Raw genomic sequence first — 14,830 nt, 5'->3', positions numbered from 1 at the left:
GCGGCCGGTCCGCGGGTGAGCGGTGCGGAGCCTGCGCGCGCCGGCGCGTCAGGGCCTGGTGACGGCGACCGGTAGGTGCCGTACGCCGACGAGGACGGCCGGATTCTGGTACGTGACGTCGTCGTAGGAGGGGATCGTGAGCGCGGGGAAACGTTCCATCAGCATGTGCAGCGCGATCCGCGCTTCCAGCCGGGCCAGTGGTGCGCCGAAGCAGAAGTGGATGCCGTGGCCGAAGGTCAGATGGGGATTCGGACTGCGGGCCACGTCGAAGACGTCCGGACGGGTGAAGCGGGAGGGATCGCGGTTGGCGGCACCCAGGTGCACCATCAGCAGGGTGTCGGCCGGGATCTCCTGGCCGCCGAGCACCACCGGTCTGGTGGTGCGCCGTCCCAGCTCGGGGAAGGGCGGCAGCCAGCGCAGCACTTCCTCGACCGCGTCCGGCAGCCGGCCGGGGTCCTCGCGCAGCGCGGGGAAGGTGCCCGGGTGGCCGTCGAAGGTGACCACGGCGTTGCCGAGCAGCGCGGTGGTCGTGATGTGCCCGGCCACCAGCAGCAGGGCGACGAATCCGACGATCTCCTCGTCCGCGAGGCGCGTTCCGTCCACCTCCGCGGCCAGGAGCCGGCTGGTGAGGTCGTCCCCGGGGCGGGCCCGGCGGCGCCGGATGTGGTCCAGCACGTACCCGTTCATCTCGCGCACGGTCGGGGCGATGGCCTCCAGCGCCCGCTCCAGGTCGGCCATGTCCAGGCTGTCACCGAGCTGGTCGCCGCCGAAGAGGGTACTGGCCCACTCCTGGAAGAGTCTGTGGTCGTCGGCGGGGATGCCGAGGAGTTCGGCGATCACGATGATGGGCAGCGGGTAGGCCAGGGTGTCGACCAGGTCGAACCGGTCGCGGTCGGCGACACCGTCGAGGAGGCGCGCGCAGACGTCCTCGATGCGCGGTTCGAGCCCCTGGACCACCCTGGGGGTGAAGGCCTGGCTCACCAGGGTGCGCAGTTTGCGGTGTTCCGGCGGGTCCATGCCGACGAAGTTCCCCTGCCGGAAGGTCTCGAAGTCCTCCTGGGTGGGGGTGATCGGCGTGAGGTCGGAGGAGTACGTCGCGGGGTCGGCGAGCACGGCGGAGACCCCCTGGTGGTCCACGACGCGCCACTGGCCCTGTGCTTCGTCGTAGGTCACGGGGCCCGCCTCGCGTAAGGACCGCCACCGGTCGGGTAACGCGTCCAAGGGCGATTCGGCCCTCGTCGGTCGGGTGCTTGTCACCGGTTCTCCTTGGGTGAGGACGCGCGGGTCCGGCGTGCGCCGTCCACGGTGGTGAGGGTGCGCCGGGCGGGTGGCCCTTGCCGCGACGGACGTGGTCGACAGCTCCGGACCACGGGTGCGGCTCTCGCTGCGCGCCGGACGACCGACGCGCGGTCAGGGGGTGCGACCGGCCGCTCGGACGTCAGCCCGTACGTCCCGTCGCGGCATGCGGCCCGGTGCCCCGCAGGGCGTCAGCAGGCCCGGGGCCGGGTTCCGTCCGGCAGGACGCCGGCTCCGGGCGATCCGGAGATCCGCCGTACGGCCGGCGGGTTCGCGCGTCCACAGCCTGGCAGCGCGCGCCTCGGGCACCCAGCAGACATCTCCACATCCCCCAGTGACTCTGCCCGCGCAGCGAGTCGCGCGAGACCCCTCCGTGCCACGAATCTGGTGCTTGGTATGCATGAAATACACTTCGACCCGATCCGTCCGGGTCGAAGGGCGCTCACAGTTTTCACGTCGGGTGACGGAATGGCAACCCCCCGAAGTGGATGGGGGCGGCTCACCGGCGCCGACCCGGCGCTACGAGCGTGTATCCCTTCGCGCCATCCTCAAACTCCTTGCGGCGCCGAGGATTTGACCCTCCTGCCGACGCGCGGGCAGCAGCCGGCGCCACCTGCGGTTGTACGACACGGAGGTGCGGAGGCGTGCGCCGGGTCCCACCCGATGATTCAAGCCACCACGGGGCGCCGGCCGACGTGAAGGCTGTGCGGCCCGGGCCCCGGCGGCGGGCACCGCACACGGGGAACCCGGCGCCACGCCACGGGAGTTACCGGCACGCGCGATTCCGGGCCGCGCGCCCGTGCCCCGACCGGACAACGGCAGTACAGACCGGGTTCCGTGCGCCGCGGACGCGTTGCCCGTCGGCGTCGGTCCACGCCCTCACACGTCGGCGCACTCGGCGACCAGCCGCACGAAGGTGTCCGGCTGGTCCGACAGGTAGAAGTGCTCTCCAGGGAGGATTTCCAGCCGGAAACCGGCGCTCGTGTGACTCTTCCAGGCCGCGGCCTCGTCCGGCGCGACCCGAGGGTCCCGATCCCCTGTCAGGCACAGGACGGGCGTGTCCACGACCAGGTCGGGGGCCGGCCGGTACCAGGTGACCGCCCGGTAATCATTGCGCAGGGCGGGCAGCACCAGGTCCATCAGATCCGGATCGCGGATGACCGCCGCGTCGGTGCCGCCGAGACCGGCGATGTTGTCGAGGATCTCCTCGTCAGTGTCGCAGGCGGGTGTCTCGCGGGGCCTGGAGGGAGCGCTCCGCCCGGAGACGACGAGACGACAGTGCGCCGTCGCCCCTTCGCGCCCGAGCCCGAGCACCGTTTCGAAGGCGACGGACGCGCCCATGCTGTGGCCGACGAGCACGAGCGGGACGGGCCCCGCGGCCCACCGCCGCAGGGACGGCACCACCTGGGCGGCGAGCCCTTCGACGGTCGTCACGAAGGGCTCGCCGAAGCGCTCCTGCCGCCCCGGGTACTGGACGGCCGCCACGTCGTACCCCTGGGGAAACCGGCGCGCGAACGGAGCGTAGAACGAGGCGGCGCCACCGGCGTGCGGAAAGAAGAGCACGCGCGCGCGTGGCTCCGCGGCACCGCGCAGTGGCCTGATCCAAGGGTCCTCGCCCTTCACGGCGCCCCCCACCCTTCCTCTCGCGGCCGGTTCCTACGCCCCGGCCGACCCGGTGTGACCACCGCGTACCGTACGGTAACGCCTCCCCCGCCGTCGACGGGTTCCGTCCGCCGGCCCCGTCATTCAGCGCCCGGATCCGGCCGACGGGGTGCACAGGGGCATACATGGGGAGCGCGCCGTCACCGCGCGCGCCGGTTCCGGGGGCATGAGCACGGCCGCCCGGGGTATCCGTGCGCACCCCGGGCGGCGCCGCTCCCCCGCAGGTGAGCACCGCCGGCCGGGAAGCGGTCCGAGGCGCTCGCCGTGCGCCGCGCTCCCCCGCGAGGCAGCCTTGTCCCCGGGAAGCGAGGCGACGCGCGGCCGTGTGAGGAGGTGGTCGGCGTGTCCGACGGGCCAGGGCCGACACGGGCACCGGCGGACGCCGGCGCACCGGCCGGTGAGCCGCTGCTGTCGCTCGCGCTCGCCTCGATGCTCGACGGGGTGCACGCGCACGCCGGGGCGGTGTACCTGCTCCACCCCGACGAGCCGGTCCTGGAGATGGCGGTGATGGCGGGCATGCCCCGGGCGTTCGCGGCGCCCTGGGAGCGGGTCGGGCTGAGCGCGCCGATCCCGGTCGCGGACGCGGTGCGCCTGCGGCGCCTGGTGTGGGTGGGCGGCGAGGAGGAGATGGCCCGCAGCTACCCGCGCATCGCGGTGGTGCTGCCGTATCCCTTCGCACTGGCCGCGCTGCCGGTGGCGACGGCGGACACCGTGTACGGAGCCGTGTTCCTCACCTGGCCCGGCGCGCACGCGCACGAGCTGTCCGACGGGGAGCGCGAGCACCTGACGGCGGCCTGCGCGCGGCTGGCCCTGCGGCTGGAGCGGGCCGCAGCGGAGAACCGGCTGCCGGGTCCCGAGCGCGACCTGCTGGCCACGCCCGTCTCCGGGGTGGTGGGAACGCTCGGTTCGGTCGAAGCGGCACGCATGGTGTCCCGGCTGCCCTACGGACTGGTGTCGCTGGATCTGCACGGCCGGATCTGCTTCGCCAACGCGGCCGCCACCGAGATGCTCGGCCGGCCCGCCGGCGAACTGCTCGGCACCCTGCCCTGGGTGTCGGTGCCGTGGCTGAACGACCCGATGTACGAGGACCGTTACCGGGCCGCGCTGATGAGCCAGCAGGCCACCTCGTTCGTCGCGCTGCGCCCGCCGGGCGAGTGGCTGTCGTTCCGGATGTACCCGAGCACCACCGGGCTGAGCGTGCGGATCAGCCGGGCCCGGGCGGTGGCGGACATGGCGCGCACCGCGCCGCCGACGGAGCGGGGGCACCCGAGGCTGGTGACCATCTCCCAGGTGCTGAGCCTGGCCGGGGCGCTGACCGAGGCGGTGAGCGTGCAGGACGTGGTGCAGCTGGTCTGGGACGAGGTAGCCCCGTCGGTGGGCAGCCAGGCGCTGGTGATCCTGGGCTCGGAGGCCGGGCGGCTGCACGTGCTGGGCCACCGCGGCTACCCGGACCCGCACGTCGTCGAGCGGTTCGCCGGGCTGCCGCTGAGCGAGCGCGCCCCGGGCACCCAGGCTCTGAACAGCGGGGTGCCGGCGTTCTTCGACTCGCGGGAGCACCTGGAGCGGCTGTACCCGAACCGGCACGAGACCCCGGACGGGTTCGCGGCCTGGGCCTATCTGCCGCTCATCGCGTCCGGGCGGCCGGTCGGCACCTGCGTGCTGGCGTACGCCGAACCGCACGGCTTCCCCGCCGACGAGCGGGCGGTCCTGACCAGCCTGGGCGGTCTGATCGCGCAGGCCCTGGAACGCGCCCTGCTCTACGACGCCAAGCACCGGCTCGCGCAGGGTCTGCAGCAGTCGCTGCTGCCGCACTCGCTCGTCCGGCTGCCGGGCATCGAGGCGGCGGCCCGCTATCTGCCGGCCACCCTGGGCATGGAGATCGGCGGCGACTTCTACGACCTCGTGCCCGCCCGGCCGCTGGCGGCCGCCGTGATCGGGGACGTGCAGGGCCACAACGTGACGGCGGCGGCGCTGATGGGACAGATCCGCACCGGGGTGCGGGCCTACACGACGGTGGGCCAGCCGCCCCAGGAGGTGATGCGCAGCACCAACCAGCTGCTGGTCGACCTCGGCGCCGAACTCTTCGCCAGCTGCCTCTACCTGCGGCTCGACCCGGCGCGCGGCAAGGCCGTGATGGCCCGCGCCGGGCATCCCCCGCCCCTGCTCAGACGCCCGGACGGACGGGTGCGGGTGCTGGACCTGGCCGGCGGCCCGCTGCTCGGGATCGACGCGTCGGCGACGTATCCGACGACCGAGGTGTCCCTGGCGCCCGGATCGGTCCTGGTCCTGTACACGGACGGCCTGGTGGAGTCGCCCGGGGTCGACATCGAGGACTCCCTGGTCGAGCTGGGCGCGCTGCTCGCGGAGGTCGGCGACCAGCCGCTGGAGCACCTGGCCGACGAACTGGTACGGCACAGCGCGGCCGCCCGGGAACGGGCGGACGACGTGGCGGTACTGCTGCTGCGGGCCGGCGAGGCCGGCTGATCGGCCGGTCCCGGTGACCGAGGCCGGTTCGCCGGGCCCGGTTCCCGGGGGCCGGTTCGCCGGTCCCGGTGGCCCAGGCCGGTTCGCCGGGCCCGGTAACCGGGGTCCGTCCGCCGAGCCCGAGGGCCGTAGTCCGTTCGCCGAGCCGGACGGCCGTGGCCCGCCCGCCGAGCCCGACAGCCGCGGCCCATTCGCCGAGCCCGACGGCCGTACTCTGCCCGCCGGGCCCGACAGCCGTGGCCCGTTCGCCGGGCCCGGCAGCCGTGGTCCGGCCCTCCCGCCGGAGGGCCGGACCGTCCCCGCCGGCCGGAACCGCTCTGGCCGGACGGGGAGTTGTGCGGGGGCGTTCCCGCGGCTTCCGCCCTCCCGTGGTTACCGGCGAGGTCGTCGTCGCTCGCGCGGGACGCCTCGGGGACGTGAGCGGGTCACGAGGACGGGGTCAGCGTCAGGACGACCCGCCGTGGCCCGAGCCGGCGCCGGACCGGTGACCGGTTCCCGCGTTCGCGCCGCTCTGGTCGCCGGTGCCGCTCTGGTCGGCCGCACCGCTCTGGTCGGCGCCGCTCTGGTCGCCGGCCGTGGCGGACGGGTCGGCGCCGCCGCCGATCTGGTCGCCGCCGGCCTGGTCACCGGCACCGGCCTGGTCGCCGGCCGACGCCGAGGGGTCGGCGGTGCCGGCCTGGTCACCCGCGCCCGCCTGGTCACCGGCACCGGCACCGGCACCGGCACCGGCCTGGTCACCGGCCGACGCCGAGGGGTCGGCGGTGCCGGCCTGGTCGCCCGCGCCGGCACCCGCGCCGTTGCCGCCGTCGCCGAGGGTGGCGCCCGTGGCCTGGAGGGCGGCGGTGACCGGCTGGAAGAAGGTCTCGCCACCGCTCTTGCAGTCGCCGCTGCCGCCGGAGGTGAGGCCGACGGCGCCGCCGTCCTGGGTGAACAGCGAGCCGCCGCTGTCGCCGGCCTCGGCGCAGACATTGGTCTGGATGAGGCCGTTGACGGTGTCGACGCCGTTCGGGTCGGTCTCGCTCTGGAAGTTGACGGTGGCGTCGAGACCGGTCACCTGGCCGTTGTGCAGCCCGGTGGTGGAGCCCATCCGGAAGACGGTCGAACCGACGGTGGCGTCCGCGGCCTGCTTGATCTGCACGGTCTGGCCGTTGCCGACGTTGACTTCGCTGGGCGCCTGGGTGGCGGCGTCGTTGTACTTCACCAGCGAGAAGTCGTTGCCCGGGAAGGTGGCCTGGTCGACGGTGGCGACGGGCTGGCCGTTCTGGGAGTCGGACCAGTCCTTGGCGGCGACACCGCAGTGACCGGCCGTCAGGAAGGCGGGGCTGCCGTCGGACGCGGTGACGTTGAAGCCGAGGGAGCAGCGGACCTGACCGCCCTGCACCTGGGAGAAGATGGCGTCGCCGCCGGAGACGAAGGTCTTGAAGGTGCCGGCCGACTTCTTCAGGGTGGCCATGTCCGCGCCGAGACCGCGCACGGTCGACTCGAGCCGGTCCCACTTGGCGCCGGTGACGGTGGAGTCGGCGGTGACGACGACCTTGTCGGTGCGCGCGTCGACGGCCCAGGCGGTGCCCGGCATGGTCGCCTTGGTCTTCAGGGTCCGCGCGGCCGCCTTGAGTTCGGCCGTGCTGTTGGCGACCTGGCGGACGGCGGCGCCCGCCTTCTGCGCCTGCACGACGACGTTCTTGTCGCCGTTGACGACGTTCACGACGAGCTGCTGCTTGCCGCTGTCGTAGTAGGCCCCCGCGAGGGCGTCACCGAGCGCCTTCTGGAGCTGGGCCGCGAGGTTCGAGGCGTCCGCCGCCTTCAGCGTCTTCGCGGTGCCGGCGGCGCCCGAGGCCTGGTCGTTGCCCTGGGATGCGTTGGCGTTGGGCAGCAGGAGTGCTGCCGCTCCGAGCGCCGCGACACCGCCCACCGCTATCGCGGCCTTGCGCTTGGGCATTCGCTTGTGACTCAACTTCTCGACCTCCTGGGGACGGGGGTCTGCCGCTGTCGGGCAGTCGTTGGGGGGCGCCTGGATGGCTCTAGGTACGGGCGGGTCACACGGTGCGTTCAATTCCGTTTGCCAACAGGCGTGCCACGGGGGTGAATCGGCCAGGTGCCGCGTGCCGCGCCGGACGGCCGGGAAGAATCGCCCGCATGACGATGACCACCGCCGAGGCCGGCGAGATCCTCTCCGCCAACTTCGCCCCCTGGGTGCTCGAACTGGGGCTGTCCGTCGAGGCGGTGGGCGAGGACCGGGCGGTCCTGCGGCTGCCCTGGTCGGACCGGCTCGCCCGGGAGGGCGGCGGGCTCTCGGGCCAGGCGCTGATGGCGGCCGCGGACACGGCGACGGTGATCGCGGTGTCGGCCGCGCGGGGCGGATTCGTGCCGATGACGACCGTTCAGCAGTCGACGTCGTTCCAGCGCGCGGTGACCGGTGCGGATGTCCTGATCGAGGCGGTCCTCACCAAGCTCGGCCGGCGGATGGCGTTCGCGGACATCACGCTGAGCGACGCCGGTTCGGGTGCGCTGGCGGCCCGGGCGAGCACGGTCTACGCCCTGATGGGCTGACACGCTCGGCCACCGGTCGGTAGCGCTCCGTTGAGGACACGTACCGGAATCCCTGCTTCAGGGAATCTGCACATTGAATGCTCAACCGAATCACGGACGTCGCCGCTTCTGCACATCCGCACGCCCCCCTGGGTGCCATTGGCGCCGAGTGCCGGATTCCCCGGCCCTCGGGCAAGGGTCTGGCGGCGCCGATGCCGTGCGGCATGTGAAGGACTCATCGACATGCCGTGCCCGCGCCTGCACGTATACGCCCGACCGTGCGCCAAGTTCGCAGGTGAGAGCCCTGGTTGATTGGAAGCGCGAGCGGCGCGCGTGCTTTGATCCATCGCATCGCGGGGGTCCCCCGGGCTTCCGGAGACGGGCGCCCGACGCCCCGCGGACGCGGCCGTCCTGTCCCCAGAGGGGGCCGCTTCCCCCTTGTGAATATCCATATGAAGGGAAGTTCCCACCATGAACTCCACCCCCCAGGTCGAGACCGTCGAGATCTCGGACGCCGAGCTGGACAACGTCTCCGGCGGTCTTTCCGTGAACGCCCTGAACACCGCCACCGGCGCCCTGAACGGCATCGCCCCGGTCTCCGGCCTGGTGGACACCGCTGTCGGCACCGTCGAGGGCGTCACCGGCCTGAACACCCAGCCGCTGACCAACCTGGTCGCCGGTCTCTGATCGCACCCCGGTGTCACCGAAGTCCCGGAGCCGTCCCCAGGCTCCGGGACTCTCGGGTGCCCCGGAACGCACCCTGACGACGTCCTTTCTGGGGTGAGGAAGTTCCGTGCAGTTCCGCCAACAGGCCCTCGCCAAGCTCCAGTCGCCGGAGGAGCTCGACCTCCCGGTGCGGCTGGCCCGCCCCCAGGGCTGGCTCGCGCTCGGCGTCACCGTCGTCGTCATGGCGGCCGCCTCCGTGTGGGCGGTGACCGGTTCGGTCGCCTCCACCGTGAGCGCGCAGGCCGTCCTCACCCACGGGCAGGGCAGCTACCTGCTGCAGAGCCCCGTGACCGGCCAGGTGACCGCCGTCCTCGCCAAGGAGGGCGAACGGCTGCCGGCCGGCGCCCCCGTGCTCAGGGTCCGCACGGCACAGGGCGACGCGACGGTCCGCGCGGTCGCGGCAGGCCGCGTCACCGCGCTCGCCGCCACCATCGGCCAGATCATCAGGACCGGCACCGACGTGGCCGCCGTCGAGAAGGTCGCGCACGCCTCCGACCCGCTCTACGCCACCGTGTACGTCCCCGCCGAGAACGCCGCCGCCATCCCCGCGCACGCCCCGGTCGACCTGACCGTGTCCTCCGTGCCGACCGAGCGCTACGGCGTACTGCGCGGACACGTGAGGTCCGTGGACCGCGCCGCCCAGTCCCCGCAGTCGATCGCCGCCTTCCTCGGCGACAGCCAGCTCGGCGAGCAGTTCACCCGTAAGGGACGCCCGGTGGCCGTCCTCGTGGCCCTGGACCGGTCGTCCGCCACCCGCAGCGGCTACCGGTGGTCCACCGGCGACGGGCCGCCCTACCGCCTCGACTCCATGACCCTCGCCTCCGGCTCCGTCCGGCTCGCCGACCAGCGCCCCCTCGATTGGCTGCTCCCGTGACCACCACGCAGGAATCCCGCGGCCGCAGACGGGCCGCGCCGGCCAGGCGGCCGGTGCCCAAGCCCAGCGGCGGCACGGTCCGTACGCCCACCGTGCTCCAGATGGAGGCCGTGGAGTGCGGTGCCGCCTCCCTCGCCATGGTGCTCGGCCACTACGGCCGGCACGTGCCGCTGGAGGAGCTGCGCATCGCCTGCGGCGTCTCCCGCGACGGCTCGCGCGCCAGCAACCTGCTGAAGGCGGCCCGCGGTTACGGCCTGACGGCCAAGGGCATGCAGATGGACCTGGCCGCGCTCGCCGAGGTGCGGGCCCCGGCCGTGCTGTTCTGGGAGTTCAACCACTACGTCGTCTACGACGGCATGGGCCGCCGCCTCGGCCGGCGCGGCGTGTACATCAACGACCCCGCCAAGGGCCGCCGGTTCGTGCCCATGGAGGAGTTCGACGGCAGCTTCACCGGTGTGGTGCTGGTGATGGAGCCCGGCGACGGCTTCACCCGGGGCGGCCGCAGGCCGGGCGTGCTCGGCGCGATGCCGGCCCGGCTGCGCGGCACCGCGGGCGCGCTGCCCGCCGCCGTGCTGGCCAGCCTGCTGCTGGTGGCGGTGGGCGCGGCCGTGCCCGCGCTCAGCCGCACCTACATCGACATGTTCCTCATCGGCCATCAGACCTCGCTACTGGGCGTGCTGTTCGCGTCGATGGCGACCTGCGTGCTGCTCACGCTGGTGCTGACCTGGCTGCAGCAGGCCAACCTGCTGCACGGCCGGATCATCTCCTCCACCCTCTCCAGCGCCCGCTTCCTGCGCCATCTGCTGCGGCTGCCGGTGACCTTCTTCGCCCAGCGCTCCCCCGCCGACCTGGTGCAGCGGCTGCAGTCCAACGACCAGGTCGCCGAGACGCTGGCCCGCGACCTCGCGGCGGCGGGCGTCGACGCGATCGTGGTCGTGCTGTACGCGGTCCTGCTCTACACCTACGACCCGCAGCTGACCTTCCTCGGGATCGGCGTGGCGCTGCTCAACGTGGTGGCGATGCGGCTGGTCGTACGGCTGCGGGCCACCCGGACGGCGAAGCTGCGCGCGGACACCGCGCGGCTCACCACCACCTCGTACACCGGACTGCAGCTGATCGAGACGATGAAGGCGACCGGCGGCGAGGACGGCTACTTCCGCAAGTGGGCCGGGCAGCACGCCACCACCCTGGAGGAGCAGCAGCGGCTCGGTGTGCCCAGCGCCTGGCTGGGGGTGGTCGCGCCGACGCTGGCCACCGTCAACAGCGCGCTGATCCTGTGGATCGGCGGCCTGCGGGCGGTCGAGGGGCACATCTCGGTCGGCCTGCTGGTCGCCTTCCAGGCGCTGGTCACGCGTTTCACCGCGCCGCTGACCCGGCTCAACGGCGTGGCGGGCCGCATCCAGGACTTCGCCGCCGACGTGGCCCGGCTCAAGGACGTGGAGAACTTCCGGGCCGACCCGCTCTACGCCCGCCCCGGCGGGAGCGACTCCACCCGCCGGCTGCACGGGCACGTCGAACTGGAGAACGTCACCTTCGGTTACAGCCCGCTGGACCGGCCGCTGCTGAGCGGTTTCGACCTGACGGTGGGTCCGGGCCGGCAGGTGGCGCTGGTGGGCGGCTCGGGCAGCGGCAAGTCGACCGTGTCCCGGCTGATCTCGGGCCTGTACACGCCCTGGGACGGGGTGATCCGCATCGACGGCCGCCGTCTGGAGGACATCCCGCGCGGCGCGCTCGCCGCCTCGGTGTCCTTCGTCGACCAGGACGTCTTCCTCTTCGAGGGCTCGGTCCGCGACAACGTGGCGCTGTGGGACCCGTCGGTGCCGGACGAGGCCGTGGTGGAGGCGCTGCAGGACGCGGCCCTGTACGACGTGGTGACGCGCCGCCCCGGCGGCATCCACAGCGCCGTCGAGCAGGACGGCCGCAACTTCTCCGGCGGGCAGCGCCAGCGCCTCGAGATCGCGCGGGCGCTGGTGCGCCGGCCCAGCATCCTCGTGCTGGACGAGGTGACCAGCGCGCTGGACGCGGAGACCGAGCAGGTCGTGATGGACAACCTGCGCCGTCGCGGCTGCGCCTGCGTGGTGATCGCCCACCGGCTGAGCACGGTCCGCGACAGCGACGAGATCGTCGTGCTCCAGCACGGCACGGTCGTGGAGCGCGGACGGCACGAGGAGCTGGTGGCGCGCGGCGGCGCGTACGCCGCGCTGGTCAGGGAGCGGTGAGATGACGACGGTTCGGCAGGAGCAGGAGCAGGAGGGGGACGAGGGCGACCTCGTCCTCGGCGCGCTGGGCACACTCGGCACCCGGGTCGACTGCGCCGGTCTCAACCGGCTGGACCTCCAGGGCCCGCAGGTGCTCTGGCTGGTGGCGGCCGGCGCCCTGGACCTCTTCGCCGTGGACGCCGCCGAGCAGGGCCACTGGCACCACCTCGGCCGGCTGGAGGCGGGCGCGCTGCTGCTCGGTCCGGTCGCGGGCGCGCAGCACACGCTCGTGGCGCGCCCGGCGCGGGACTGCGTGGTGCACCGCGTCGGCCTGCGCGAGCTGTACCAGCCCGCGCACACCCAGACCTGGTCCTACGACGCGTACGGCAACCCCCAGTACGTGCCGCCCACGTCGAGCCCGCTGGAGTACGCGCTCGCCCTCGGCGTGGGCCGCGGACTGTCCGTCCTGTTCCAGGCGCCGATGGCCGAGGAGCGGACGGCCGCCCATGGGGGTGCACCCGCGGGAGCTCCTTCGAGCGCGGGGGACGACGACGTATTCTGGATGCAGGTGCCGCCGGGCAGCGTGCAGTACGGGTCGCTGTACGGCGCGGAGGCCGCCGCCGACCTGCTGATGGACCCGGCGCTGTGGCAGAGCATGGTGGACCAGCAGTACCGGCTGCTGACCGCGCTCGACCGGTGGATCGAGCAGCTGGAGCGCACCCACGAGACGCGGACGGCCGCCGGCATCAAGGCCGGTGAGGCGGTCCGCGCCCAGGCCGACCAGACCCTGCTGGCCGCCATCGGCAGGCGCTCGGCCCGCCGCACCACGGCCGCCGACGCGGACGCGACGTACGCGGCCTGCCGGCTGGTCGCCGAGGCGGCCGGGATAGAGCTGGCCGGACCGGCGCAGGGCGGCACCGAGAGCGACCGCCTCGACCCGGTCGAACGGGTCGCCCTCGCCTCCCGGGTGCGCACCCGGGCGGTGCGCCTCGACGGGCGCTGGTGGCGGGAGAACGTGGGCCCGCTGGTCGGGCACCGGGCGCTGTCCGGGGCGCCGGTCGCGCTGCTGTGGCGGCGCGGCGGCTACGCGGCCGTCCACCCGGGCACCGGCCGGGAGACCCCGGTCGAGAAGGCGAACGCGGCGGAGTTCGAGCCGCGCGCGGTGATGTTCTACCGGCCGCTGCCCGAGCGCCGCCTCACCCCGGCGGCCCTGCTCCGGTTCTGTCTGCGGGGCACCCGCGGCGACCTGCTCCACCTGGGGCTGGCCGGGCTGGTGACGGTGGCGATCGGCGCCCTGGTACCCGTCGCCACGGGCAAGGTGCTCGGCGAGTACGTGCCGAGGGCGCAGGAGGACCTGATCGCCCAGGTCTGTCTCGCCGTGCTGCTGAGCGGGGTGGTGTCGGCCGCGTTCACGCTGCTGGAGAACCTGACCATCCTGCGTCTGGAGGGCCGCATCGAGGCGGCGCTGCAACCGGCCGTCTGGGACCGGCTGCTGCGGCTGCCGACCCGGTTCTTCACCCAGCGCTCCACCGGCGAACTGGCCAGCGCGGCCATGGGGATCAGCGCGATCCGCCGGCTGCTGGCGGGCGTCGGTCCGGTGGTCGCGCAGTCCGTGACGGTCGGGGCGATGAACCTGGGGCTGCTGTTCTGGTTCAGCGTGCCGATGGCGCTGGCGGCGATCGGCATGCTCGTCGTCATCGCCGCCGTGTTCCTCGGTCTCGGGCTGTGGCAGGTGCGCTGGCAGCGGCGCCTCGTGGTGCTCGGCAACAAGCTGAACAACCAGGCGTTCCAGACCCTCAGGGGCCTGCCGAAGCTGCGGGTGGCGGCGGCCGAGAACTACGCGTACGCCGCCTGGGCCGGTGAGTTCGCGCGCAGCCGGGAGCTCCAGCAGAAGGTGGGCCGGATCAAGAACCTCACCACGGTGCTGGGCGCGGTCTACCTGCCGGTGTGCACCCTGCTGATGTTCATGCTGCTGGCGGGCCCGGCCAGGGGTGCGATGTCGGCGGCGGCGTTCCTCACCTTCAACACGTCGGTGACGATGCTGCTGACCTCGGTCACCCAGCTCACCGGGTCCTTCGTCTCCGCGGTGGCCGCGCTGCCCCTGTTCGAGGAGATCAGGCCGGTCCTGGACGCCACCCCCGAGGTGCGCTCCGGGAGCACCCGGCCGGGTCCGCTGTCCGGCGCGGTGGAGGCCCGCCGGCTCTCCTTCCGGTACGCCGACGACGGGCCGCTCGTACTGGACGACGTGTCGTTCGCGGTGCGCCCCGGGGAGTTCGTGGCGATCGTCGGGCCCAGCGGCTGCGGCAAGTCCACCCTGCTCCGGCTGCTCATCGGCTTCGACCGGCCGGTCTCGGGCAGTGTGCTCTACGACGGCCAGGACCTGGCCGCCCTGGACCCCTCCGCGGTGCGCCGCCAGTGCGGTGTCGTGCTCCAGCACGCCCAGCCGTTCACGGGGTCGATCCTCGACGTCATCTGCGGGACCGAGCCGTACACGCCGGAGGAGGCGATGGCCGCGGCGGAGCTGGCGGGTCTCGCGGCGGACATCGAGCGGATGCCGATGGGCCTGCACACGATCGTCGCGGGCAACGGCGCGATCTCCGGCGGGCAGCGGCAGCGCCTGATGATCGCCCAGGCGCTGATCCGGCGCCCGCGCATCCTGTTCTTCGACGAGGCGACCAGCGCCCTGGACAACGACACCCAGCGCGTCGTCATCGAGAGCACCCGCAAGCTCAACGCCACCCGTGTCGTCATCGCCCACCGTCTGTCGACGGTGCTGGACGCGGACCGGGTGGTGGTCATGGAGGACGGCAAGGTCGTCCAGCAGGGCACGCCCGCCGACCTGCTCGCCGACACCGGGGGCCGGCTGCACGAGCTGGTACGCAGGCAGCTCGCCTAGGGCCCTGCCGAAGGCCCCCGGGCCCGGCGTCACCGGCCGCGGTGTCCTCGGCGGCGAGGACACCGCGGCCGGTGCGGTACCCGTCGCCCCCGCCCCCCCGCAAGCGAAACGTTGCCGTTTCGCTGAAACTGTTCTAGCCTCCACCTGTACGAAACGGTTTCGTTT

The 14,830-nt window shown here is 73.4% G+C and carries 9 protein-coding genes; 6 read left to right on the top strand and 3 right to left on the bottom strand.

Features of this window, described 5'->3' with window-relative positions:
• Positions 1–48 precede the first annotated feature (48 nt).
• Positions 49–1,173: a cytochrome P450 gene (locus B446_RS32785; RefSeq protein ID WP_020943749.1), complete on the bottom strand. Its 1,125-nt coding sequence runs from the start codon at positions 1,171–1,173 to the stop codon at positions 49–51.
• Between the two features lie 1,002 nt (positions 1,174–2,175).
• On the bottom strand, positions 2,176–2,859 hold the full coding sequence (locus B446_RS32775) for a thioesterase II family protein (protein ID WP_158506793.1): 684 nt from the start codon (positions 2,857–2,859) through the stop codon (positions 2,176–2,178).
• Positions 2,860–3,291: 432 nt separating this feature from the next.
• Between B446_RS32775 and B446_RS32770 the strand changes: the two genes are divergently transcribed.
• Positions 3,292–5,442, top strand: a complete 2,151-nt coding sequence (locus tag B446_RS32770) for a SpoIIE family protein phosphatase (protein ID WP_419184167.1) — start codon at positions 3,292–3,294, stop codon at positions 5,440–5,442.
• Between the two features lie 445 nt (positions 5,443–5,887).
• Here B446_RS32770 and B446_RS32765 read toward each other — a convergent pair whose 3' ends face one another.
• Positions 5,888–7,381: a S1 family peptidase gene (locus B446_RS32765; RefSeq protein ID WP_020943746.1), complete on the bottom strand. Its 1,494-nt coding sequence runs from the start codon at positions 7,379–7,381 to the stop codon at positions 5,888–5,890.
• Positions 7,382–7,578: 197 nt separating this feature from the next.
• Between B446_RS32765 and B446_RS32760 the strand changes: the two genes are divergently transcribed.
• The 5 genes from B446_RS32760 (at position 7,579) to B446_RS32740 (ending at position 14,665) form a co-directional block, all read left to right on the top strand.
• On the top strand, positions 7,579–7,992 hold the full coding sequence (locus B446_RS32760) for a PaaI family thioesterase (protein WP_020943745.1): 414 nt from the start codon (positions 7,579–7,581) through the stop codon (positions 7,990–7,992).
• 450 nt (positions 7,993–8,442) lie between these two features.
• Positions 8,443–8,658, top strand: coding sequence for a hypothetical protein (locus B446_RS32755; RefSeq protein ID WP_020943744.1), 216 nt, complete (start codon positions 8,443–8,445; stop codon positions 8,656–8,658).
• 106 nt (positions 8,659–8,764) lie between these two features.
• Complete coding sequence (locus tag B446_RS32750; protein ID WP_020943743.1) at positions 8,765–9,571, top strand: HlyD family efflux transporter periplasmic adaptor subunit; 807 nt, start codon at positions 8,765–8,767, stop codon at positions 9,569–9,571.
• Complete coding sequence (locus B446_RS32745; RefSeq protein WP_020943742.1) at positions 9,568–11,790, top strand: NHLP family bacteriocin export ABC transporter peptidase/permease/ATPase subunit; 2,223 nt, start codon at positions 9,568–9,570, stop codon at positions 11,788–11,790. The genes B446_RS32750 and B446_RS32745 overlap by 4 nt, the downstream gene beginning before the upstream one ends.
• 1 nt (position 11,791) lies before the next feature.
• Positions 11,792–14,665 (top strand): NHLP bacteriocin export ABC transporter permease/ATPase subunit, encoded by a 2,874-nt coding sequence (locus B446_RS32740; RefSeq protein WP_020943741.1) that lies wholly within the window; start codon positions 11,792–11,794, stop codon positions 14,663–14,665.
• Positions 14,666–14,830 lie beyond the last annotated feature (165 nt).

This window comes from Streptomyces collinus Tu 365 (assembly GCF_000444875.1).
In the GTDB taxonomy this organism is placed as follows: domain Bacteria; phylum Actinomycetota; class Actinomycetes; order Streptomycetales; family Streptomycetaceae; genus Streptomyces; species Streptomyces collinus_A.
Note: the sequence above shows the minus strand (reverse complement) of the source record. Positions and strands in the feature narration are given on the sequence as shown.

What these genes read in the sequence shown, in the direction of transcription:
- B446_RS32765 (WP_020943746.1), bottom strand. Translation starts at nt 7,381, where the DNA reads ATGCCCAAGCGCAAGGCCGCGATAGCGGTGGGCGGTGTCGCGGCGCTC.
- B446_RS32760 (WP_020943745.1), top strand. Translation starts at nt 7,579, where the DNA reads ATGACGATGACCACCGCCGAGGCCGGCGAGATCCTCTCCGCCAACTTC.
- B446_RS32755 (WP_020943744.1), top strand. Translation starts at nt 8,443, where the DNA reads ATGAACTCCACCCCCCAGGTCGAGACCGTCGAGATCTCGGACGCCGAG.
- B446_RS32740 (WP_020943741.1), top strand. Translation starts at nt 11,792, where the DNA reads ATGACGACGGTTCGGCAGGAGCAGGAGCAGGAGGGGGACGAGGGCGAC.